The sequence below is a fragment of the Streptomyces sp. NL15-2K genome, from assembly GCF_030551255.1.
Classification (GTDB): Bacteria; Actinomycetota; Actinomycetes; order Streptomycetales; family Streptomycetaceae; genus Streptomyces.
Window position 1 is genome coordinate 4135786 of record NZ_CP130630.1, and the last position, 20103, is coordinate 4155888.

General features: G+C 68.4%; 22 protein-coding genes and 3 pseudogenes. 14 read left to right on the forward strand and 11 right to left on the reverse strand.

All coding sequences use genetic code 11. The annotated features are described in order from the left end of the window. Nucleotide 1: 1 nt before the first annotated feature. Nucleotides 2-157: a hypothetical protein gene (locus Q4V64_RS18285; protein ID WP_172629348.1), complete on the reverse strand. Its 156-nt coding sequence runs from the start codon at nucleotides 155-157 to the stop codon at nucleotides 2-4. 163 nt (nucleotides 158-320) lie between these two features. Here Q4V64_RS18285 and Q4V64_RS18290 point away from each other — a divergent pair, with 163 nt between their 5' ends. Together Q4V64_RS18290 and Q4V64_RS18295 are read left to right on the forward strand one after the other, a co-directional pair. Beyond that, on the forward strand, nucleotides 321-1115 hold the full coding sequence (locus tag Q4V64_RS18290) for a helix-turn-helix transcriptional regulator (RefSeq protein ID WP_124442064.1): 795 nt from the start codon (nucleotides 321-323) through the stop codon (nucleotides 1113-1115). Next, nucleotides 1108-1323, forward strand: coding sequence for a DUF397 domain-containing protein (locus tag Q4V64_RS18295; RefSeq protein WP_124442063.1), 216 nt, complete (start codon nucleotides 1108-1110; stop codon nucleotides 1321-1323). The genes Q4V64_RS18290 and Q4V64_RS18295 overlap by 8 nt, the downstream gene beginning before the upstream one ends. 56 nt (nucleotides 1324-1379) lie before the next feature. Here the strand turns inward: Q4V64_RS18295 and Q4V64_RS18300 are convergent, their stop codons facing one another. Continuing rightward, nucleotides 1380-2099 (reverse strand): SDR family oxidoreductase, encoded by a 720-nt coding sequence (locus Q4V64_RS18300; protein WP_124442062.1) that lies wholly within the window; start codon nucleotides 2097-2099, stop codon nucleotides 1380-1382. Nucleotides 2100-2201: 102 nt separating this feature from the next. Between Q4V64_RS18300 and Q4V64_RS18305 the strand changes: the two genes are divergently transcribed. The 4 genes and pseudogenes from Q4V64_RS18305 to Q4V64_RS18315 all read left to right on the forward strand — a co-directional run bounded on the left by Q4V64_RS18305 (nucleotide 2202) and on the right by Q4V64_RS18315 (nucleotide 4719). Continuing rightward, on the forward strand, nucleotides 2202-3077 hold the full coding sequence (locus Q4V64_RS18305; protein ID WP_124442061.1) for a LysR family transcriptional regulator: 876 nt from the start codon (nucleotides 2202-2204) through the stop codon (nucleotides 3075-3077). A gap of 77 nt (nucleotides 3078-3154) precedes the next feature. Next, nucleotides 3155-3347, forward strand: a pseudogene (locus Q4V64_RS55065) (IS200/IS605 family accessory protein TnpB-related protein); the annotation flags it as partial. 97 nt (nucleotides 3348-3444) lie between these two features. Then, nucleotides 3445-3711 (forward strand): annotated as a pseudogene (locus tag Q4V64_RS55070) (hypothetical protein); the annotation flags it as partial. Nucleotides 3712-3915: 204 nt separating this feature from the next. Beyond that, nucleotides 3916-4719, forward strand: coding sequence for an endonuclease (locus Q4V64_RS18315; RefSeq protein ID WP_124442060.1), 804 nt, complete (start codon nucleotides 3916-3918; stop codon nucleotides 4717-4719). 70 nt (nucleotides 4720-4789) lie between these two features. Here the strand turns inward: Q4V64_RS18315 and Q4V64_RS18320 are convergent, their stop codons facing one another. Continuing rightward, entirely contained in the window at nucleotides 4790-5782 is a 993-nt protein-coding gene (locus Q4V64_RS18320; RefSeq protein ID WP_124442195.1) for an aminoglycoside phosphotransferase family protein, read from the reverse strand. A 273-nt stretch (nucleotides 5783-6055) separates the two neighbouring features. Here Q4V64_RS18320 and Q4V64_RS18325 point away from each other — a divergent pair, with 273 nt between their 5' ends. The 3 genes from Q4V64_RS18325 to Q4V64_RS18335 all read left to right on the forward strand — a co-directional run bounded on the left by Q4V64_RS18325 (nucleotide 6056) and on the right by Q4V64_RS18335 (nucleotide 7573). Then, nucleotides 6056-6604, forward strand: a complete 549-nt coding sequence (locus Q4V64_RS18325) for a DUF1062 domain-containing protein (RefSeq protein ID WP_124442059.1) — start codon at nucleotides 6056-6058, stop codon at nucleotides 6602-6604. Nucleotides 6605-6673: 69 nt separating this feature from the next. Beyond that, complete coding sequence (locus Q4V64_RS18330) at nucleotides 6674-7222, forward strand: dihydrofolate reductase family protein (protein ID WP_124442058.1); 549 nt, start codon at nucleotides 6674-6676, stop codon at nucleotides 7220-7222. Between the two features lie 90 nt (nucleotides 7223-7312). Continuing rightward, entirely contained in the window at nucleotides 7313-7573 is a 261-nt protein-coding gene (locus tag Q4V64_RS18335) for a hypothetical protein (RefSeq protein WP_124442057.1), read from the forward strand. Nucleotides 7574-7578: 5 nt separating this feature from the next. On the opposite strand, the gene Q4V64_RS18340 is transcribed toward Q4V64_RS18335, so the two are convergent. Beyond that, entirely contained in the window at nucleotides 7579-8139 is a 561-nt protein-coding gene (locus Q4V64_RS18340) for an ATP-dependent Clp protease proteolytic subunit (protein WP_253267158.1), read from the reverse strand. Nucleotides 8140-8520: 381 nt separating this feature from the next. Here Q4V64_RS18340 and Q4V64_RS18345 point away from each other — a divergent pair, with 381 nt between their 5' ends. Both Q4V64_RS18345 and Q4V64_RS18350 read left to right on the forward strand, forming a co-directional pair. Continuing rightward, a complete protein-coding gene (locus tag Q4V64_RS18345) occupies nucleotides 8521-8862 on the forward strand; it encodes a hypothetical protein (RefSeq protein WP_124442055.1) in 342 nt (113 codons plus the stop codon). After that, the gene (locus tag Q4V64_RS18350) at nucleotides 8859-11114 is read left to right on the forward strand and encodes a caspase family protein (RefSeq protein ID WP_124442054.1); all 2256 of its coding nucleotides are present in this window, start codon (nucleotides 8859-8861) and stop codon (nucleotides 11112-11114) included. The genes Q4V64_RS18345 and Q4V64_RS18350 overlap by 4 nt, the downstream gene beginning before the upstream one ends. Before the next feature lie 21 nt (nucleotides 11115-11135). Here the strand turns inward: Q4V64_RS18350 and Q4V64_RS18355 are convergent, their stop codons facing one another. The 3 genes from Q4V64_RS18355 to Q4V64_RS18365 form a co-directional block, all read right to left on the reverse strand. Then, a complete protein-coding gene (locus Q4V64_RS18355) occupies nucleotides 11136-12827 on the reverse strand; it encodes a thiamine pyrophosphate-binding protein (RefSeq protein WP_124442053.1) in 1692 nt (563 codons plus the stop codon). Further along, entirely contained in the window at nucleotides 12824-13804 is a 981-nt protein-coding gene (gene speB, locus Q4V64_RS18360; RefSeq protein ID WP_124442052.1) for an agmatinase, read from the reverse strand. Before speB ends, Q4V64_RS18355 begins: the two co-directional genes overlap by 4 nt. A 141-nt stretch (nucleotides 13805-13945) precedes the next feature. After that, nucleotides 13946-14686, reverse strand: a complete 741-nt coding sequence (locus Q4V64_RS18365) for an MBL fold metallo-hydrolase (RefSeq protein ID WP_216377649.1) — start codon at nucleotides 14684-14686, stop codon at nucleotides 13946-13948. Between the two features lie 151 nt (nucleotides 14687-14837). On the opposite strand from Q4V64_RS18365, the gene Q4V64_RS18370 reads away from it, so the two are divergent. After that, entirely contained in the window at nucleotides 14838-15176 is a 339-nt protein-coding gene (locus tag Q4V64_RS18370; protein ID WP_216377648.1) for a hypothetical protein, read from the forward strand. Here Q4V64_RS18370 and Q4V64_RS18375 read toward each other — a convergent pair. Both Q4V64_RS18375 and Q4V64_RS18380 read right to left on the reverse strand, forming a co-directional pair. Further along, nucleotides 15173-16813: a transposase gene (locus Q4V64_RS18375; protein WP_124442051.1), complete on the reverse strand. Its 1641-nt coding sequence runs from the start codon at nucleotides 16811-16813 to the stop codon at nucleotides 15173-15175. The two genes, Q4V64_RS18370 and Q4V64_RS18375, sit on opposite strands and share 4 nt — an antisense overlap. Next, nucleotides 16806-17384, reverse strand: a complete 579-nt coding sequence (locus Q4V64_RS18380) for an IS607 family transposase (protein WP_124442050.1) — start codon at nucleotides 17382-17384, stop codon at nucleotides 16806-16808. The genes Q4V64_RS18375 and Q4V64_RS18380 overlap by 8 nt, the downstream gene beginning before the upstream one ends. Nucleotides 17385-17450: 66 nt before the next feature. On the opposite strand from Q4V64_RS18380, the pseudogene Q4V64_RS18385 reads away from it, so the two are divergent. After that, a pseudogene (locus Q4V64_RS18385) lies at nucleotides 17451-17636 on the forward strand (lipid-transfer protein); the annotation flags it as partial. Between the two features lie 107 nt (nucleotides 17637-17743). Next, complete coding sequence (locus Q4V64_RS18390) at nucleotides 17744-18532, forward strand: phosphatase (RefSeq protein ID WP_124442049.1); 789 nt, start codon at nucleotides 17744-17746, stop codon at nucleotides 18530-18532. A gap of 30 nt (nucleotides 18533-18562) precedes the next feature. On the opposite strand, the gene Q4V64_RS18395 is transcribed toward Q4V64_RS18390, so the two are convergent. Both Q4V64_RS18395 and tesB read right to left on the reverse strand, forming a co-directional pair. Beyond that, nucleotides 18563-18979 (reverse strand): hypothetical protein, encoded by a 417-nt coding sequence (locus Q4V64_RS18395; RefSeq protein WP_253267144.1) that lies wholly within the window; start codon nucleotides 18977-18979, stop codon nucleotides 18563-18565. Between the two features lie 228 nt (nucleotides 18980-19207). Continuing rightward, entirely contained in the window at nucleotides 19208-20074 is an 867-nt protein-coding gene (gene tesB / locus Q4V64_RS18400; RefSeq protein ID WP_124442048.1) for an acyl-CoA thioesterase II, read from the reverse strand. Between the last annotated feature and the right edge of the window lie 29 nt (nucleotides 20075-20103).

Consider the following 20103-nt stretch of genomic DNA (forward strand, 5'->3'; position numbering starts at 1 on the left):
GTCACCTGCCGGCCTTCACTACCACTGTGGGCATGCCGCCGCACGATCCGATACCGATCCCGGGTACGGCGACCGGACGTGCCGCCTGCGGGGATCGAATGGGGCGGCGCAGGAATCGCCACAGCGACTGGAAGAGGCGGGCGATACGGTGACTCATGTCGTCAGCTCCGTTGCGTTCGTTGATGGCCATGCCCCCGGACCGGTCGGACGGTCGCGGGGGTCTCGCGTTCTGTAGCGATCCACTCACAGAGTGAGACGGGTCGGGCTAGGCTCGCCAGAGGGTCGGGTGTGACCAGGCATTTGTCACAAGGGAGTTGGCCATGACCAACACGTACGGTGACTGGCTCAGGCAGAAGCGTGAGACGGCGGGGCTGACACAGCAGCAGCTGGCCGACCGGGCGATCATGACGCGTTCGCACATCGCGCATATCGAGGCGGGGCGGCGGGTGCCTTCGAAGGAGGACGCGCGGCGGCTGGACAGGGCTCTGGGCACGGGGAATGTGCTGAGTAGCTTTCTGCCGCAGGACGATGTGGCGACGGCCGACTACTTCGAGGCGGTGCGCGTACTCGAACAGCAGGCGGTGATGATCCGCGAGTACGCGCTGGCGTACTTCCCGGGCATCCTCCAGACGAAAAGGTACGCACGTGCGGTCCTGGGCTCGGCGTTCCCTCCGGTGAGTGAGGAGGAATGTGACAGGCGCGTGGTCACACGCCTGGAGCGCGCGAAGATCCTCGAAGATCCCCTGACGCCCGTGGTCTGGGCGCTGCTTGACGAGGCGCTACTACGGCGCCCTGTAGGCAGCCGGGACGTCATGGGGGAGCAGATCCTGCACGTCGTACGTCTCGCCGAGACCGGACGTATCCGCGCGCATGTGATGCCGTTTGACGTGGGTTTTCATCCACTCATCGGCAGCATGCTCACGCTGATGTGGTTCGAGGACCAACCGCCGCTGGCATACGGTGAAGGCGGGCATACAGCGAGGTTGCACGATTCCCCGGCCGTGGTCCGGAAGTGGCAGCATCGCTACGACCTCGCGCTGAGCGACGCGCTGCCGCAGAAGGAATCACTGGCCCTGCTAAGGGCCACTGCTGAGGAGTACGGACACCATGACTGACCGATCCATCCCGAACGCGGCCATGCTGAGCGGCTGGCGCAAGTCGTCGCACAGCGATGACAACGCGGGCAGCTGCCTCGAAGTCCTCGACAACCACCCCTCCGGCATCCCCGTCCGCGACTCCAAGGTCCCGCACGGCCCGGCACTGGTCTTCCCCGCCGCCGGCTGGTCGGCCTTCGTCTCAGCCGTCAAGGAATCCCAGCCCTGAGCCACGAACGCCGCGTGGAGCCGGCGGCGAGCAAAGTTGGCCATTAGACCTTCGGGTCACCAAGGCAGCTCTCCTGCGTCGTTGAAGAAGCCGCCGGTGGGGCCGTCATCGGGCAGGGTCGCGAGCCGGATCGCGGTCGCCGCGCCCTGTTCCGGGGTGCGAACGCCGCTGAAACCCGTGAGGTCGGTCGCGCAAAAGCCGGGGCAGGCGGCGTTGATCAGGATGTTCGTGTCACGCAGTTCCTTGGCGTACTGGATCGTGACGGCGTTCAGGAACGTCTTCGTCGGCGTGTAAGCGCCGTCGATCGGGCCCGTTTCGGCGCCGGCAGTGGTCTGCAGGGTGAGTGAGCCCAACCCGCTGGACACGTTCACGATCCGCGGCGCCCCCGAGCGGCGCAGCAACGGCAGCATCGCGTTGGTGACGCGGATGACGCCGATCACGTTGGTCTCCACGGCCGCCCGCACCGTCGCGACGTCGGCGGTGGTAGGCGTCTGTTGCGTGCCGCCCCCGGCGTTGTTGACGAGCGCGTCGAGGCGTCCGGCGCGGTCCTCGATCAGCCCGGCGGCGGCGGCCACGCTCGCGTCGTCGGTCACGTCGAGCGGTACGCCGAACGCGTCGACGTCGGCCGCACGCAGTTTCTCCACAGCGGCCTCGCGACGCTCATCGTTCCGGGCGCCGACACCGACCCTCCAGCCGAGGGCGCCCAGACCGGCCGCGATCTCGTACCCGATGCCCTTGTTCGCGCCGGTCACCAGCGCGATCGTCTGTTCGCTCATACGGCTCATCCTGTCCGGACCAGGGGGAACCGGCCAACACCGATCGGGTGGGCAGCGATACCGCGCGGGTATCGATCCCGAGGGGGCCGATACCATGACGGCGTGGAGACACGGGAGTTGCGGTACTTCGTCGCCGTCGCCGAAGAGCTGCACTTCGGGAGGGCCGCGCAGCGGCTCGGGCTCACGCAGCCCCCGCTGTCGCGGGCGATCCACCAACTCGAACGGCGCCTCGGGGCGGTGCTGCTGGAACGCACAAGCCGCACGGTCACTCTGACGGAGGCCGGGTCGGTGCTCCTGCGGGAGGCCCGAGCGGCGCTGGACGCGGTCGAGGCCGCCGAGCGCCGCACCCGCCGCGCCGCCCTCGCCGCGGCGGGCCACGTCGGCGTGGTCCTCGCCATGAAGGCCGGCGCGTCCGGCGAACTGCTGGCGAAACTGCTCGATGCCTACGCCGCCGAACCCGATGCGGTCACCGTCGACCTGCTCCTGTGCGGGCCGGCCGAGAGTGAACGACTGCTGCGCGACGGACGCGCCGATGTGGCTCTGCTGCACCGGCCGTTCGAGTCGACGGCCGGACTCGACATCGAAGAGCTCGGCACGGAGGGACAGGTCGTGATTCTGCCGGCCGGGCATCCCCTCACCGTCCGGAAGCAGGTGCGGTTGGCCGAAGTCACCGAGTTGCCTGGCCTGCCGTTGCCACGCTGGCCCGGCCGAGACGGCACGTACCCGGACGGCCCCGGTCCGCAGGTTCGGAACCCCGCGCAGTTACTCCAGCTGATCGCGCTCGGTCGCGCTTGCTGCATCGCACCGGAGTGGGCCCGAGACCAACTCCTCGACGGCCTCGCTGCCGTGCCGGTGCTGGACGCACCGACGATCACGACCGTGATCGCATGGCCGCCCCACAGCCGGTCCCGAGCCGTCGCGGGGCTCGTCCAGGCCGCGACACGTCTCTGGCCTCCCCGTTTCGCTTCCGGTGGCTGAGCTGGTGTGATGGCCATGAAGCGGCGGTTCTGGTTGTTGGCTGCCGGACGGGCATGGTGGAGGCCCGACGCGGAGGTAACCGGAGCGATCGTCGTGGGCATCGGACCGTCCAGGCCCGACCGGGCACCCGGCGGCGTGAGGAAGCCCGCCCCCTATCCCCGGACGGTGTCACCGGACGCGGAGCGAAGGCGGGTGACCAGGACATCCAACACCGTTCGGGATGTCCGCAGTGACCACGTACGGGTCCAAGACTCACTCCTGCTCACTGATCAGGAACGGTACGCAGGCCGATCAGGCGGGCGGCTTCCCTGGAGGGCCGCAGCAGGGGCAGAACGGCGAGACGCCGGGCGGCGGTCAGATGGTGCCCGGCGGTGGCAACGGCGAGCTCATCTCGTATCTCGAGAAGCACCAGGACGGCGCCAAGTGGCTGCTGGCGATGTCGAGTTCGCAGAGCGCTGCGCAGCTCATCGTCAGCAGCGGTGAACCCGTCATCTCCATGTGAGGCTGGTCCGGCAGCGACAAGGCGATGACCCTGGCCAAGCTCAAGGAGCTGGTGAAGAAGGGCGAGTTGCGCTACCTCCAGATCGGTGGGAGCGGCATGGCCGGCGGACCCTGCGGCGGGTCCGACGTCAGCTGACGCCGGAGACGGATTCCATGCACAACGGCCCCCGGCCTTCCCGCCGGGGGCCGTTTCGGCATATCAACTCGCGTAGACAAGGGGCGATTTGCCGGTCCCGGTCACCCAATCGACATGTGACGTCCATGGACAGGGCCACATGTCCATGTCACTCTCCCGTGTGCCGCCTTCCATTCAACCCGCGTAGATGGGACACCCCACATGCTGGCGACACGCATACGCCGCTGGAAGCCCGTGGCCCTGACCACCGCCGCCGTACTGGTCGGCCTGGCCACCCCGGCCCTGACCGCGACCTCGGCCGCGGCCACGACGACCGCGTACGACTCGACGTACTACAAGAGCGCGATCGGCAAGACGGGTACCGGCCTGAAGTCGGCCCTGCACACGATCATCACCCCCCAGACGAAGCTCTCGTACTCCGCCGTCTGGGAAGCGCTGAAGGCGACCGACCAGGACCCGAACAACAGCAACAACGTCAAGCTGCTCTACTCGGGGATCTCCCGCAGCAAGTCCCTGAACGGCGGCGACACCGGCGACTGGAACCGCGAGCACGTGTGGGCCCAGTCCCACGGCGACTTCGGCACCTCGGCCGGCCCGGGCACCGACCTCCACCACCTCCGCCCCGAGGACGTGCAGGTCAACTCCATCCGCGGCAACAAGGACTTCGACAACGGCGGCAGCAGCTTCACCAACTCCGGCGGCAGCCTCACCGACTCCAACTCCTTCGAGCCCCGCGACGCCGTCAAGGGCGACGTGGCCCGCATGATCCTCTACATGGCGGTCCGCTACGAGGGCGACGACAGCTGGCCCGACCTGGAGCCCAACGACGCCGTCACCAACGGCAGCGTCCCCCTCCACGGCCGCCTCTCGGTCCTGAAGCAGTGGAACGACGAGGACCCGCCGGACGCCTTCGAGGAGCGCCGCAACCAGCTCATCTACGACACCTACCAGAAGAACCGCAACCCCTTCATCGACCATCCGGAGTGGGTCGAGGCGATCTGGTAGAAGCGGTCCACACCGGGCGCGGTGCCCCGCCGCACCGCGCCCCGTCCGTGATCCGCTTCCCCGTCGCGGATCACGGACGTCGGCACTCGGCCTCGAGAACTTCCGCCAATCGGGAGACGGCGGTCAGATCCGGCAAGGTCCGCAGACAAGCGACGACCAGATTGCTCGCGAACTCGCGCTGTGCGGCGGTCACGGTCGGGTCGACCGCGCACTCGGCCTGTACCTGGACGAAGTTCAGGTCCGTTGCGAAAAGCATCGAGAACGAGTCCAGGCCCTTGATGACCGCCGGGCCTCCGGCATCCAGATACGCGCGCATCAACCGCCGGGCGGAATCGGCATGGAAGTGGTTCCCGCCCGCCCATACGTACACGGCACGTGCGAGTTCGCGTTCCGCCGAGATGGATCCGGCATTGTCCCAGTCGAGGAGAACCGGCCCGCCCGGCCCGACCAGAACATTCCGGGGCTGCATGTCGAGATGTGACGTCACCAGATCATCGCCGGTACCGGACGGCGTGACATGGAGCGCCAGTTCTGCCGCTGAGGTGTCGATGAACCGGCCCAGCGCGTCCGACCACGGCAGGTCGGCCCGGCGGATTTCCTTGTGCAGCTTTTCCCAGTCGGCACCCTGAGGACACTGTTCGTACCAGGCATTCGGTGTCTCGTCCGCGCTCTCTCCGGCCCGGTGGAGCATGGCCAGGGTCCGGCCGCACCAGCTCAGTATCTCCGGATCGGAAGCGTCCGTCTCGGTTCCGTCGACCCAGTCGTACAGCTTCACATAGGACCCGCCGAGCGAGGGGGCGAGCTGCGAAACGTACGCGTCGGTGCGATTCGGGATGAGCCGTGGCGAGGAAATGCCCAGCTTCTCCGTGGCGTTCCGCAGTGCCGCTTCCCGGTCGATCTGCCGCTCGTCACAGCCGAAGAGCAACTCCTTCACCGCCCATGAGGAGCCGTTCGCCGACAACTTCCAGATCTGCCCCAGCGCGCCACGGGTGACCGGTGTCATCGTCCACGGTCCGGTGCCCAGCGCGTAGGTGTCCGCGATGAAGTCGGCTGCACTCTGCATGTAGGTGCCTCTCTGGCTGCGGCATTGACGGTCCACCACTGCGCGGTCGGACCAAGGATTCCACGGAGCCGTACTCCAGCACGCCGAGGCGCTCGAAAACCAGTGGAGCAGCACCGCTGTGCGCCATTACCGTGCTGCCGAACCAAGTCGTCTGGGCAAGGACGTGCCGTTGTACACCGTGTGAGACCTCCCGAGAGCTGATGTGTCGCGCGTCGCGCATATGCGCCGTGCTCCTTTTTGCTGCGGACTTCTCACTGAAACCGGTGTACTTCTGTGCTCAATAGCTGGGTGGTCATGCCCACCTGCCTGCCGACCGTTCTCCGCCGTTGCCACGTGTGCGCGTCCGAGCGCTTCCGGGCAAACGGTAAATTTCGCGTCAACGCAAACCACAAACTCCTCGACGCCTGGCTCCTCGTGCTCTGTACCGTTTGCGGGGAAACCGCGAAGCTCACGGTCCTGGAGCGGATGAATGTGCGCTCCGTACGATCTGAGCTGCTGGACCGCCTGCATGACAACGACCCAGGACTGGCAGCCGAGTTGCTCCAGAATCCGGTCATGCGGCGACGCAATCGCATCGCCCTTGACTGGGACAACGCCTGGCGCCTCGACACCGGCGGATCGGATCACCTGGACCGCGAGGTGATCGACGTCTCGGTCCGCTTTGCGGCACGGATCCCTGTCCGGCCGGTGCGACTGATCGCTGAAGGGTGCGGTCTTTCGCGGGCCGAGGTCGAGAGACTGATCAAGGAGGGGAAACTCGTTTCGGCAGTCCGGCTGAACGGCAAGCTCTCCGGCGACTTCACCTTCACGCTCAAGCGCTGAGCCTCATCGGGCCAGGGGCCTGTCCGGCATGATCCGCCGGGCAGGCCTGGCCATAGGTACGCTTACGCAATGCGACCCCTTCGGTATTCCATCAACGTCACACTGGACGGCTGCTGCGATCACCGTGCAATGGTCCCGGACGAGGACTTGCATCGTCACGCGGTCGAGAACCTCGCCCAGGCCGATGCCCTCCTCTTCGGCCGGGTGACCTACGAAATGATGGAGGCGGCGTGGCGGCCGTCGGCGGCGACGGGAGCGATGCCTGATTGGACGGAACCCTTCGCCCGGACGATCGACGCGGCAAAGAAGTACGTCGTGTCGAGCACCTTGGATCGGGTCGATTGGAACGCGGAGCTCGTGCGCGGGGATCTGGGGAATGCCGTTCAGCAGCTCAAGCGGGAGTCCGGCAAGGGACTGTTCGTGGGAGGCGTGAAGCTCCCGCTGGCGTTGGCGGAGCTGGGATTGATCGATGAGTACGAGTTCGTGGTGCAGCCCAGGCTGGTGGGCCATGGGCCGACGTTGTTCGCGGGGCTGTCGAAGTACATCGACTTGAAGCTCGTGAGCCGGCTGGAGCTCAGCTCAGGGGCCGTGGCGATGCGGTATGAGCCGAGAAAGTAGCGAAAGCCCTCGTGGCACAGCAATGGCAGCGAAGCCGAGACACTGCGTCCCCCTCTACCGTGGCGGCCCCTCTGTGAGATCGTTCGGCCCATGACCAGCGACTACGACCGCATCCGCGCCGGCATCGAGTTCATGACCGCCTACGTGTCCGGAGACGACCTGCTGTCGGCGTACGTCGCCGAACGGCGACGCGAGGACCCCATGGCGACCGAGGCCCTCTTGGACGGCACCGCGGCCCTGTGCGCCCAGCTGCTGCGGACGATGGCCCGGATGACCGGGAAGACCGAACACGACATCCTGCAAGAGCTTGCCCGTGGCACCCATCGCCATGAGCAGCAGTCCGGGGACTGACTGGCTCACTCTCCGGACCTCCGCTGAACAACAGTGTCAACGAGTCCGTAAATACGCGCCTCTTCAGCACCGAATTCCCGACCCGAGTTCAAATCCCTACGAATCCGCGATCGGTCACCTCCCGTGTGCCGGGCCAGCAGCTCGGTAACCACTTTTCGCGTATGGCGGATTGCCGGGCTTCCCGCCGGCTTTCCCGGCCTCCGGAGCAGCCGGGCGAGCGGGGCTTCATCCCGCGCCCCTTCCTCCCTCTCCTCGCGAGGTCCCGTCATCACGATACGGGCGCCCGCCACGGCATGGCGTTTGCCTTGTGCGCCCGCCGAGAGCAGAAGTTGGCCCATCCCCGCGGCGAGGTCAGTCACGCACGTCGCCACGTCACAACTGACAAACTGCATCGTGTCGTAGATGGCCATCCCGGCGGTGACCGAGCCGCCTGGAGAGTCGATGCACAGCAGTATGTCCGCCTCGGGATCGGCATCCGCAAGCAGTAGCAACTGCGCTGCGACGCGGTTGGCCACGTCGTCGTCCACTTCCTGATCAAGCGTAATGATTCGATTCGGGCGGCTCATTGAGGGCACGCGGCGACTCTAATCAACCTATTCGGGACCGGTCCCGCCGGTCCCTCACCCCAAATGCGTCGGCGCGAACATCCGCAGGACCGCAGCCGGTCGTCCTGGCCTTGGATCACCACTACCGAAACGTGATCGCTCGCCGGAAAACTGGTCCGCCCGTACTCCCCCGCCCGCGACAATGGCCGGGCGGGCGGCGCGGGACAGCAAGTCGGCCGGCGCGACAGCCGGCCCCGGCCTGGAGCCTGACGACGCCAGTTCAAACCGACCGTCTCGCACCGCTCGTCAACGACACCTCTCCAACCGGAACCCAGGTAAAAGGCCGACTGCGACGCCATACTGATTGCACGTCAAATGTTGTGGGAGGGACGAGTGCCTGCCATGTGGTTGCTGGTTGAGTCCGACGACCCGGTCGAAGGGCTTGCGGAGCTGTCCGACTGGCTCGGTCAGGAGCCCGAGCTCAGGGGTCTGGTCAAGGCGAACACCACGCCGGGGCCGGGTGAACTCGGCTCGTTGGCCAACGCTCTGGTGGTCGCCGTGGGCAGCGGCGGCGTGTTGAGCGTGCTGGCAGCGTCGCTCAAGGCGTACCTCGCTCTGCCACGCCGCTCAGATGTGCGGATCAAGGTCGGCGGCAGGCCGGACGGGCGCACGGTGGAAATCGACGCCAAGCGCGTGAGCGACGTCGAGGTGCTGCTGCGAGAGGCACTCGGGCAGGACGAATGAGTGAGCGAGCGGTCGATCCCGCCCGCTCGAGGATCGTGTTGGTCGGGCCCGCCTACTACGAAGACCCTGAGCTGACGGACGTACCGGTGATCGCCAACAACATCAGCGATCTGGCTCAGGTGCTCACCGACGAAAAACTCGGCGGCTTCAACCCCTTCACCTGCATCGCGGTTCCTTCGACAGCCGGTGTGGCGCAGGTCGGCAGCGCGCTGGTGCATGCGGCCGCGGAGGCGGAGGACCTGCTGCTGTTCTACTACAGCGGACACGGGCTGCTCGGCCCGCGGCGCCGGGAGTTGTATCTGAGCCTGGCCTCGACCCGGAGCGACCAACTGGCCTTCACCGCGCTGCCGTTCGATGCGGTACGCGACGCGTGCCTGGACAGCAAGGCCACCAATCGCGTGGTGATCCTCGACAGTTGCTTCAGCGGGCGGGCGATCGGAGAGACGCTGTCCAGTGTCAAGGAGGCGGTGCTCGGCGAACTCGAGGTCTCAGGGACCTACACGCTGACGTCGTCCCCGGCGAACCGGACCGCAGTGGTCCTGCCCGGAGAGCGGCACACCGCGTTCACCGAGCGGCTGCTGGACATGCTGAACGCCGGCAGTCCGGCGGCCGGGACGATGATCAACCTCGGAGACATCTACCGGCACCTGCACACCCGGTTGCGCGCCGAGGGGCTGCCGGAGCCGCAACGATGCGGCGTGAACAACGCCGACCTGCTCGGGTTGGTGCGCAACGTCCACTCCGCACACGCGTCGGGCGACACATCGGCGGCGAACGACACCGCAGAACCCGAACATGCGCCTGGTACGGACATGACCGAGCGCCTGACACACGCCGAACGCATCGCCAACACGATCGGTGACGGCCTGTGGAGAACTCGGGCGTTGGCATGGGTGGCCCGCGCGGCGGCGGACACCTTCGCACCCGAGCACGTGGAACGCCTGATCGACCAGGCGGAGCAGGCCGCGAGCGCGGTCGGCCACGCTCCGGCGGAAGCCCTGACCGCCGTGGTGACCGCCCTGGCCGCCCTCGACCCGGACCGAGCCGAACGCATCGCCAACACACCGGCCGGCACAGAGACCAAGGGATACGTTCTGGCCGCTTTGACCAAGGCGGTGGCCGCCAGTGATCCCGAACGGGCCGAGTCCATCGCGGTCACCATCACCAGCAAGTACCAGAGGTGGCGAGCGCTCAGCGCCGTGGCCGTGGCGGTGGCCGCCACCAACCCCGACCGAGCCGAACGCATCGCGCGGTCCATCACCGACAAGGACTTCAAGTGGCCGGCGCTCAGCGCCGTGGCCGCAGCGGTGGCCGCCACCAACCCCGACCGGGCCGAGCACATCGCGAAGTCCATCACCGTCAAGCACCTCAGGCTGAAAGCGCTCAGCGCCGTGGCGAGGGCGGTGGCCGCAACCGACCCCGACCGGGCCGAGCACATCGCCCAGGCCATCACGTCCAAGGACTACAGGTGGCCGGCGCTCAGCACCACGGCGGCGGCGGTGGCCGCAACCGACCCCGACCGGGCCGAACGCATCGCCGGCGATATAGCCGGCGAGTACAACAGGTGGTCCCCATTGCTCTTCACTGAGCCGGTGGCAGCCACCTCCTTGGCCGCAGCGCTCAGAACGGTGGCCGCCGCGGTGGCCGCCGTTGCCCCTGACCGAGCCGAACGCATCGCATACGCGACACCTCACCAGTCCACCACCGAAACCGTATTGGCCGAGGTCGCGAAGGCGGTGGCCGCCACTGACCCCGACCGAGCCGAACGCATCGCGAACAGCATCAGCGACAAGTTCACACAAGTGACGGTCCTGGCCGCCGTGGCCTCAACTGCCGCGGCCGCCGGAGATCCCGATCATGCCGGCAGCCTGATCGGCCAGGCGAAACGAGCCGCGAGCACGGTCAAGGCCCACTCCAGGGCGGAGGCATTGACCACCGTAGTCACAGCGGCGGCCGCCTTCGACCCCGACCGGGCCGAACGCATGGCCTACGGGATATCCGAAAAGCCCACCCAAGAAAGGATGCTGGTCGCCCTCGGGAAGGCGGTGGCCGCAACCGACCCCGACCGAGCCGAACAAATCGCGGACGTCATCACCGACGAGTCCTCCCGGACGAAAGTACGGGCTGCGGTCGCCAGGGCGGTGGCCGTGACCGATCCCGACCGAGCCCGGCGCATCGCCAACCGGGCCTCCGGCGGGGCCAAGGCCGAGATCCTGTACTCAGTCGTCCTCGTACTGACCGACCCCAAGTAACCGACAGCCCCCAAGGAGCGGTCAGTCCAGGTGCGTCGGCGCGAACATCCGGAGCACCGTGGGCAGCAGCACCACGGACGGGCCGGGGGTCCCCAATGCCGTGGTGAGGTCCTCTTCGAGTTTCTCGGGTGTCGTACGGACCCCCGGCACCCCGAACGACTCCGCCAGCGCCCCATAGTCCGGCCGGGTCAGTTCCGTCGCCGTCGCCATCGTCTCGCCGAACGCGTCCGTCATGTACTCGCGCAGGATGCCGTAGCCGCCGTCGTCGACGATCAGCCAGGTGACGTTCAGGGCGTACTGGCGGGCCGTGGCCAGTTCGGCGACGGAGTAGAGGGCGCCGCCGTCGCCGGAGACCGCCAGGACCGGGCGGGTGGGGTCGGCGGTCGCCGCGCCCAGCGCCGCCGGGAAGGCGTAGCCGAGGCCGCCCGCGCCCTGGGCCGAGTGCATGGTGTTGGGACGGCGGGCGTCGAAGGCCGCCCACGCCCAGTAGGACAGAATCGTCATGTCCCAGAAGGAGGGGGAGTCCGCCGGAAGGGCGCGGCGGACCGACGCCAGCACCTCCTGTTCCAGGGTGAGTTCCTGGGCGGCGATGCGCTCACGAACGCGAGAGAGCAGCTCCCGTACGCGCTCCGGAGCCGTCGCGTCCGTGCGCTCCGACACCGTCTCCAGCAGCGCCTGGAGCGCGAGGCGCGCGTCCGCGTGGATGCCCAGCGCCGGGTGGTTGGACTCCAGTTTGCCGAGGTCCGCCTCGATCTGGATGACTCGGCCGCGCGGCTTGAACGTGTGGTAGTTGGAGGAGAGTTCGCCGAGGCCTGAGCCGACGACCAGGAGTACGTCCGCGTCCTCCAGGAAGTCCGTCGTGTGGCGGTCCTCCAGCCAGGACTGGAGGGACAGGGGGTGCGTCCAGGGGAACGCGCCCTTTCCGCCGTATGTCGTGACCACGGGGGCGCTCAGGCGTTCGGCGAGTTTCCGGAGCTTGCCCGAGGCGTCCGCCCGTACGACTCCGCCGCCCGCGATGATCGCCGGGCGGGCGGCGTGGGACAGCAAGTCGGCTGCCACCGCCGTGAGTTCGGGGCGCGGGGGCAGTTCCTCGGGGAAGGCGTCGCCCCCGGTCACCACCGGGATCGCCGTCTCCGCCAGCAGGACGTCCTGCGGGATCTCCACCCACACCGGGCCGTGCGGGGCGGACAGCGCCGACTTCCACGCCTCCGCGATCGCCGACGGGATCTGCGACTGGGCGCGGACCGTGTGGACCGACTTGACCACTCCCCGGAAGGAGGCCGCCTGGTCGGGGAGTTCGTGCAGGTAGCCGTGGCGGCCGCCGCCCAGACCCGCCGTCGGGATCTGGCTGCTGATCGCCAGGACGGGGGCAGAGGCAGCCGCTGCCTCCTGGAGCGCCGGGAGCGACGTCAGCGCGCCCGGTCCCGTCGACAGCAGCAGCGGGGCCGCCTCGCCCGTGATCCTGCCGTACGCGTCCGCCGCGAAGCCCGCGTTGTTCTCCACCCGCACGCCGATGTACCGCAGGTCCGAGCGGCGCAGCGCGTCGAACATGCCCAGCGCGTGCTGGCCAGGCAGGCCGAAGACCGTCGTCGCGCCGAGCCCGGCCAGTGTCTCCACGACCAGGTCTCCGCCGTTGCGGCCGGGGGGAGGGTTCAGGGCGGCCTCGGTCTGGGCCGGCGTCGGACGGAGCTCCAGGTCGTGGTCGTGGGTCACTGAGCTGCCTTCTCCCGCTTCACTTCGGCGATCCGGCGGGCCATGATCGTCGTCAGTTCGTACGCCGTGTGCGATGCCGCCACCGACGTGATCTCCGCGTGATCGTACGCGGGGGCCACCTCGACTACGTCCGCCGAGACCAGGTTGCAGGACGCCAGTCCCCGCAGGATCTCCAGCAGCTCGCGGGACGTCATGCCGCCGGCCTCCGGTGTGCCCGTGCCGGGGGCGTGGGCCGGGTCCAGGCAGTCGATGTCTATGGATATGTACAGGGGGCGGTCGCCGATGCGCCGGCGGAGCTGGTCGGCCACCTCGTCCACACCGCGCCGCATCACATCCGCCGACGTCACGATGCCGAAGCCCAGCTTCTCGTCGTCCGTCAGGTCCTGCTTGCCGTAGAGCGGGCCGCGGATGCCGACGTGGGAGAGGGCGGAGGTGTCCAGGATCCCCTCCTCCACCGCCCGCCGGAACGGCGTCCCGTGCGTGTACTCGGCGCCGAAGTACGTGTCCCAGGTGTCGAGGTGCGCGTCGAAGTGCAGCAGCGCCACCGGGCCGTGCTTCCTGGCGACCGACCTCAAAAGAGGCAGCGCGATCGTGTGGTCGCCGCCGAGGGTCATCAGGCGTGCGCCCGTGCCGAGCAGTTCGTCGGCCGCCGCCTCGATCGTCTCCACGGCCTCGTGGATGTTGAACGGGTTGACGGCTATGTCACCGCCGTCCGCCACCTGTGCGAGGGCGAAGGGGGACGCGTCCTGCGCCGGGTTGTACGGCCGCAGCAGCCGTGACGCCTCGCGGATGGCGTTGCCGCCGAAGCGGGCGCCGGGCCGGTAGGAGACACCCGAGTCGAACGGCACGCCGACCACGGCGACATCGGCGCGGCCGACCTCGTCGAGGCGGGGCAGCCGGGCGAAGGTGGCGGGGCCGGCGTATCGCGGGATGCGGGAGGAGTCGACGGGGCCGCGGGGCGTCTCGTTGCTGCTCATGGGTCCGACCCTAGGTGGCCGGAAAGCGACCGCGAAGTGTACGTTTCGTCCAGTCGAGCCGAGAAGAATGGAGCAAACGTCCACCGCGCCGAGGACCTCGCTCTGAGGCGTTCTGAGTGATCACGTCGGCAGGCTGAGTGATCACGTCGGCAGCCGCTGGGCCGCGTGGTGGTCGTGTGTCGGGATGATCGCGACTCGGTCCTTGACGGCGTGTAAGCGGTGAAGCGTCCGGAAGGTCTCGTCCCGGTCTTCGTCGGCGAGCCCGCCGGGATAGCCGGCCTTCTGCCGGATGAGGTCGATCTGGTCGGTGTGCCAGGCGGCGTCGCCGGCGAGCAGCACCCAGCCCGATGCCGTGTGCGCCAGAACTCCGACGCTGCCAGGGGTGTGTCCGGCGAGGTCGACGAGCACGACGGAGCCATCGCCGAAGAGGTCGTGGCCGGCGGCGAACGTGAGTATCGGCGGGCCGTCCAGTTCGTACTGGACGATGCCGCGGCCGCGCAGGGACTCGCGGACGCCACCCACGGGTGCGACAGGGCCTGACATGACCCAGTCGTGTTCGCGGCGGTGCAGATGTACCGGCAGTCCGGGAAGATCGAGCAGCCCGCACACGTGGTCCCAGTGCGTGTGCGTCGGCAGCGCGAAATCCAGGTCGGAACCCGGCCGCTCACGCAGCGCGGTGACGGTGGCGACGGTGTCGGCCGGGGGACGCACCGCGACCCGCAGGAATGCCGGCAGTTCGGCGATGGCGCGGCTGCCGGCATCCAGGCAGACACCCGGATCCACGATGAACGTCGCTTCCGGGTGGGTGATCACGAACGACAGCAGCGAATTCGCGACGCGCCGCGGCCGCCGCCGCCCCTCCACGACCATCGCGGTGGGCACCGACCGTGGCACCTGTCGCAGTGCGGACACCGTGACCGATACCGCCGTGTCCGGAGCCCGCGTCGGTCAAGCCGCGTAGAAACCGCTGGTCGGGGCATCGGGGACGGACCAGACCCGTTGCCAGGCTCGCGACCGCGCCGCAGCCGCGGCGGTGCTCTGCAGCGAGGACTTCGCCCGCCGGCACCGCGTGCGCTCCCCCGTCGTGATCCGCGCCCAGGCCATGACCAGCGACACCCCGGGCACCTTCGACTCGGGAGACATGATGCGGGTGGTCGGCTACGACATGACGCGGGAGGCCGCCCGGCAGGTCTACGAGGCGAGCGGGTACGGGCCGCAGGACATCGGCGTGGCCGAGCTGCACGACTGCTTCACGGTCAACGAGCTGATCAGCTACGAAGCGCTCGGCTTCACCCCGGAGGGTACGGCCGAGAAGTTCGTGCTCGACGGCGACAACACCTACGGCGGCAAGGTGGTCACGAACCGTTCCTAAGCAGTGTCCAGGAGTGAGCTTTGTACCCACGTCCCGGAACTGCGCGCATCCCGAACGGTTTTGGATGCACTGGTCCCCCGCGTTCGCTGAGAAGTCCCCGTCCGGGGACGTGCATCGCGTGCACGCTCCGTGATGGGTGGGCGGGTTTCCTCACGCCCTCGGACGCCCGATCCGGCCTGGACGGTCCGATGCCCGCACCCATCGCTCTGGTGGGTGCGGGGCGGTGCCGTCCGTCGCCGGATCGGGTGTCCGAGGGCGCGTCGCCCGACCGCGATGCTCGCGGCATCATGACGGGACATCTTGCGAGTCTTGCTGGTGAGGGGCTTGCGCCAGTGCTCATCGCCCCACACCGACGTGTAGGCTGGGTCAACGGCCACGATCGACAGGTCCTGCTCGGCAGCCATCGACACCAGCCGGGCTTTGAGCTTGCCGGTAGGCATGCCGGAGATCAACTGCCGGAACCGCTTGCGGTGGCCGTGCTTCTCGCGGGTCTTCTCCGCCGTGAAGTCCAGGTTCTCGATGCCGATGGCCTTCACTCCGCAGCGCTTCGTCCAGTGCAGCAGGCGGCTGATGGCGTGCCGGATCTGCGCGTCACGATGGTCGGCGGTTCCGGACAAGTCGAAGAAGAAGCGACGCGGGTCGCCGGTCGGGTTGCCGTTCCGGTCGAGTTGGTAGGCGGCGAAGTGGTCCGCGTTGGTGTCGACACCAACCATGCCGTCAGCGCGTGCGGTATCCAGCGGGACCGTCTTCACCACGGGCCGGGTCCACGAGGCGGTGAGGTACCAGCGTCCGCGTTCCACGTCGAGGTGGATGCGGTAGGCCACCGCTCGGTTCGCGGCTGTCCGGTCGCGCCATTCGGCACCCCGATGCTGGAATTGCACTTTCGAGGCGAGGGCGTACCTGCCGTGCTTGGCGTTCGCCAGGTGAGCAAGCGGCGCGGGGAGCTTGATGCTGACCTCGCCGTCCGGGGTGACGCGGATCGTCTCGTTTCCCCATCGCTTGCCGGACTCCCCGTCAGCGGCGAGGAACCAGCGCGAGGCCTCCCAGCGTTGCCGCCACTGCTCCTCGGTGAGCTGCGCGGCCTGGAGGTTATGACGGTTGTTGAGAAGGCGTCGACCTCCGCGCACGACATGCACGGCACCGGTTTCACGCTCAGCGCGGGCTACGTCGAGACGGTGTTCCAGGACCGCCAGGCGCCGGGACTTGTGGAACCACTCGCCCTTGGAGCGGTATCCGCCCGGTGTCCGCTTGGTGCCCTTCTCGCCGATCGGCTGGGACAGGCGGTGCATGAGCGTGCGGACCCCAGCTTCGAGGTTCTGGATGTGTGCGAGCTGGCACCGGCGGGACAGCGCCCACTGATCGTGTGTGGCTTTGGTGATCGACCCGGCCCAGCGCGACGACGACTCGGCTGTCAGGCCCTGCTTGCGGGCAGCCCACGTGTCGCTGTTGTGCTCCAGGCCGTCGCGGCAGCGGGCCTTGAGGTCCAGCGACGCCAGACGCCCCAGATGCTCACCCACCAGGCGGAGAACCTTCTCATCCTCGTCGGCGAGATGCTTGAGCCGGTCGCGAATCGCCACACCGGACGGGCCGAGGGCGACGAACGCATCATCGATGGCGCGAAGCTGCTTCTTACTCATCAGCAGCCGCCGCTTCAAGAGCCTTGCGTGCACGGTTCTTCGCCGAGCGGCGGCCGTACAGGCGGGCGCAAAACGAGGTCAGCACCTCCACCATGTCGCGCACCAGGTCGTCTTCGACCTCACCATCATCGAGCACGACGAGCCGGCGACCGGTGGCGGACAGGGCAGCTTCGACGAGTCCGACGTTCATACGACCGAGCCGGTCTTTGTGTTCCACCACCACGGCGGTCACGTTCGGGTCGGCCAGCAGCCGACGCGCCTTCGTCCGGGCGCCGTTCATGCCCGATGCGATCTCCGACTCAACCCGAACGACCTTGTGCCCGGCCTTGGCTGCCCACTCCGACAAGCGTGCGGTCTGCCGCTCCAAGTCGGCCTTCTGGTCGTGGGAGGAAACACGAGCGTACAAGCCCACACCGCCGGTCATGGACGGGGCGGTGTTCACGTCGATGTTCACCAGGATCGTGCGCGGCCCCACGCGTTCCGCGGGGACCGGCAACGTGCCCTCACGGAACCAGCGGTACGCAGTACGCGGGGCAATCCCCTGTGCGCGTGCCCATTCCGTCAGGTTCATACACGAGATCATACGTCACTCATGACATCTAAAGGACACTCATGGACACTCGTTCAAGAGCAGTCCTCCGGGGGCCTGCCCTCCAACGGACACCCTCTCGGAGCGACCGGCCTGGCCCAGTGCGCCGAGCTCGTCTGGCAGCTGCGCGGCCAGGCCGACGCGCGCCAGGTCGAGGGCGTACGGACCGCGCTCCAGCACAACATCGGTCTGGGCGGGGCCTGCGTGGTCACGCTCTACGAGAACGCACCGTAGACACGCCCCCGCACCCGTGAACTCCTCAACGTGTGATCCGCGTGACGCGCGTCCCAGCGTGCGGGACGCGGGGTGTTCCCCCAGTTGTCTGCCTCACAATGGTGAGCATGCCGATACCCGGGACACCCAGCCGCGCCGAGCTCGTCGAACACCTTGTGAAGACCCGTATCGCGGGCGATGTCGCCACCCCGCGTGAGAACAACCTCTCCCATTACCGCCAGTTGGCCAACGGCGTCCGGAACTTCTGGCTCGGCCTGGAGCTCGGCGACCGCTGGACCGACGAGCAGGACGTGCTCGCGGTGATGGCGGAGCGGGTGGGCGTGAGCGACGACCCGGAGTACCGGTACGGCCAGGACACCATCGACCCCGAACTGACCGTCACCGCCCTGGAGCGCATGGCGGGGCGCCTGCGCAAGGCGGCCGACGGGCAGCAGCGGGTCCTCTTCGCGACCGGCCACCCGGGCGGCCTGCTGGACGTGCACCGCGCCACGGCCGACGCGCTGCGGACGGCCGGCTGCGAGATCGTGGTCATCCCGGACGGGCTGCAGACGGACGAGGGATACGTCATGCAGTTCGCGGACGTGGCGGTGCTCGAGCACGGCGCCACGCTGTGGCACACCCACTCCGGCGAACCGATGAAGGCCATCCTCACCGCGCTGGAGAGCGAGGGCCGCCCGCTGCCCGACCTGGTCGTCGCCGACCACGGCTGGGCGGGTTACGCCGGCCAGCACGGCATCGACTCCATCGGCTACGCCGACTGCAACGACCCGGCCCTCTTCCTCGCCGAGTCGGAAGGCACCCTCCAGGTCGCGGTCCCCCTCGACGACCATGTGCTCAGCCCGCGGTTCTACGACCCGATGACGGCGTATCTGCTGGCAGAGGCGGGGCTGGTGTAGTCCGGCGAGGCAGCGGGGCGGGCGAGGAGGTCAGCTCCGGGTCGTTTTCGGAGTGTCGGTCGCCTCGCCCGGCAGCGTGACGACACCGCCGATCTCCTGGGTGACGCGGGCTTCGCCCTTGAGGAACGCGAGCCGGTTCAGCAGGGTGTATCCCTCGCACAGCACCGTCTCGTGGCCGGCGTACGACTCCAGGTTCAGAACGGCGGCCTCCACGTGAGCGATCTCGCTGACCAGCATCGGTATGCCGGACTGGCCGAGGGCGTGTGCGGCGCCGGCGCGTTCGTAGAGCACGGGCACGAGCGCGGATCCACTGGCGTCGGTGACCGTCGACGCTGAGCTGTCACTCAGCTTGCGCAGCTGCGCCCGGGCGTGCAGCGTGACGCGCTCGATCGACCCCAGCTCGTCCATGGTGATCACGAACGCCGGGGGCGGCTGTGGCGCGTCCACGGAAGCTGTACGCCTGGCAGCACGCTTGCTACGCCTTCCGAAGATCGACATATCGACCGGGCTCCTCACGGACGGGCGGACCCGAGTGGGGAGACCGAAAGCATGCCTTCGTACCGGGCTGAAGCGCTTTCCATGGTAGTGGCAGAAGGATCAACGAGGTGTGGCCAAAAACCTATGAATGCGTAAAGGCATGCGGTGGATCCGCATGGAGCGCCCCGCGGGGAACCGTCAGCGCGGGACGCGCACCACGCCCTCCTGGATCACCGAGATCGCGAGCCGGCCGTCCTGCGTGTAGATGCGGGCCTGGCCGAGGCCACGCCCGCCGTACGCGGACGGTGACTCCTGGTCGTACAGGAGCCATTCGTCGGCGCGGAACGGGCGGTGGAACCACATCGCGTGGTCGAGGGAGGCCCCGACGACGTCACCGACGGCCCAGCCGCCCCGGCCGTGCGCGAGCAGGACGGAGTCGAGGAGCGTCATGTCGGAGACGTACGTGGCGAGGACGACGTGCAGGAGCGGGTCGTCCGCGAGTTTGCCGTTGGTACGGAACCACACCTGGGAGTGCGGCTCGCGCGGCTCGCCGAAGGCGCCGTACGGCGGCTCGTCGACGTACCGCAGGTCGATCGCCTCGCGCGCCTCGATGAACTTCTCGACGACCTCGGGGGCGAGATGGTCGTAGCCGCGCACCTGCTCCTCGGTGGTGGGCAGCGTGGCCGGGTCGGGTGCGGGCGGCATCGGGGTCTGGTGGTCCAGGCCGTCCTCGTACGTCTGGAAGGACGCGGACAGGTGGAAGATCGGCTGTCCGTGCTGGACGGCGACGACCCGGCGGGTGGTGAAGGAGCGTCCGTCGCGGATGCGGTCCACGGTGTACACGATGGGCGCGCCGGGGTCGCCGGGGCGCAGGAAGTACGCGTGGAGGGAGTGGGCGAGCCGGTCCGCGGGGACCGTCCGCCCCGCGGCGACGAGCGCCTGTGCCGCGACCTGGCCGCCGAAGACGCGCGGGACGACGGCGGCCCGGGACCGGCCGCGGAAGATGTTCTCCTCGATCTGCTCCAGGTCGAGCAGATCGAGGAGACTCTGTAGTGCTTGGCTCATGGGTTGGTTGTACCGGCCGGGAATTGCGC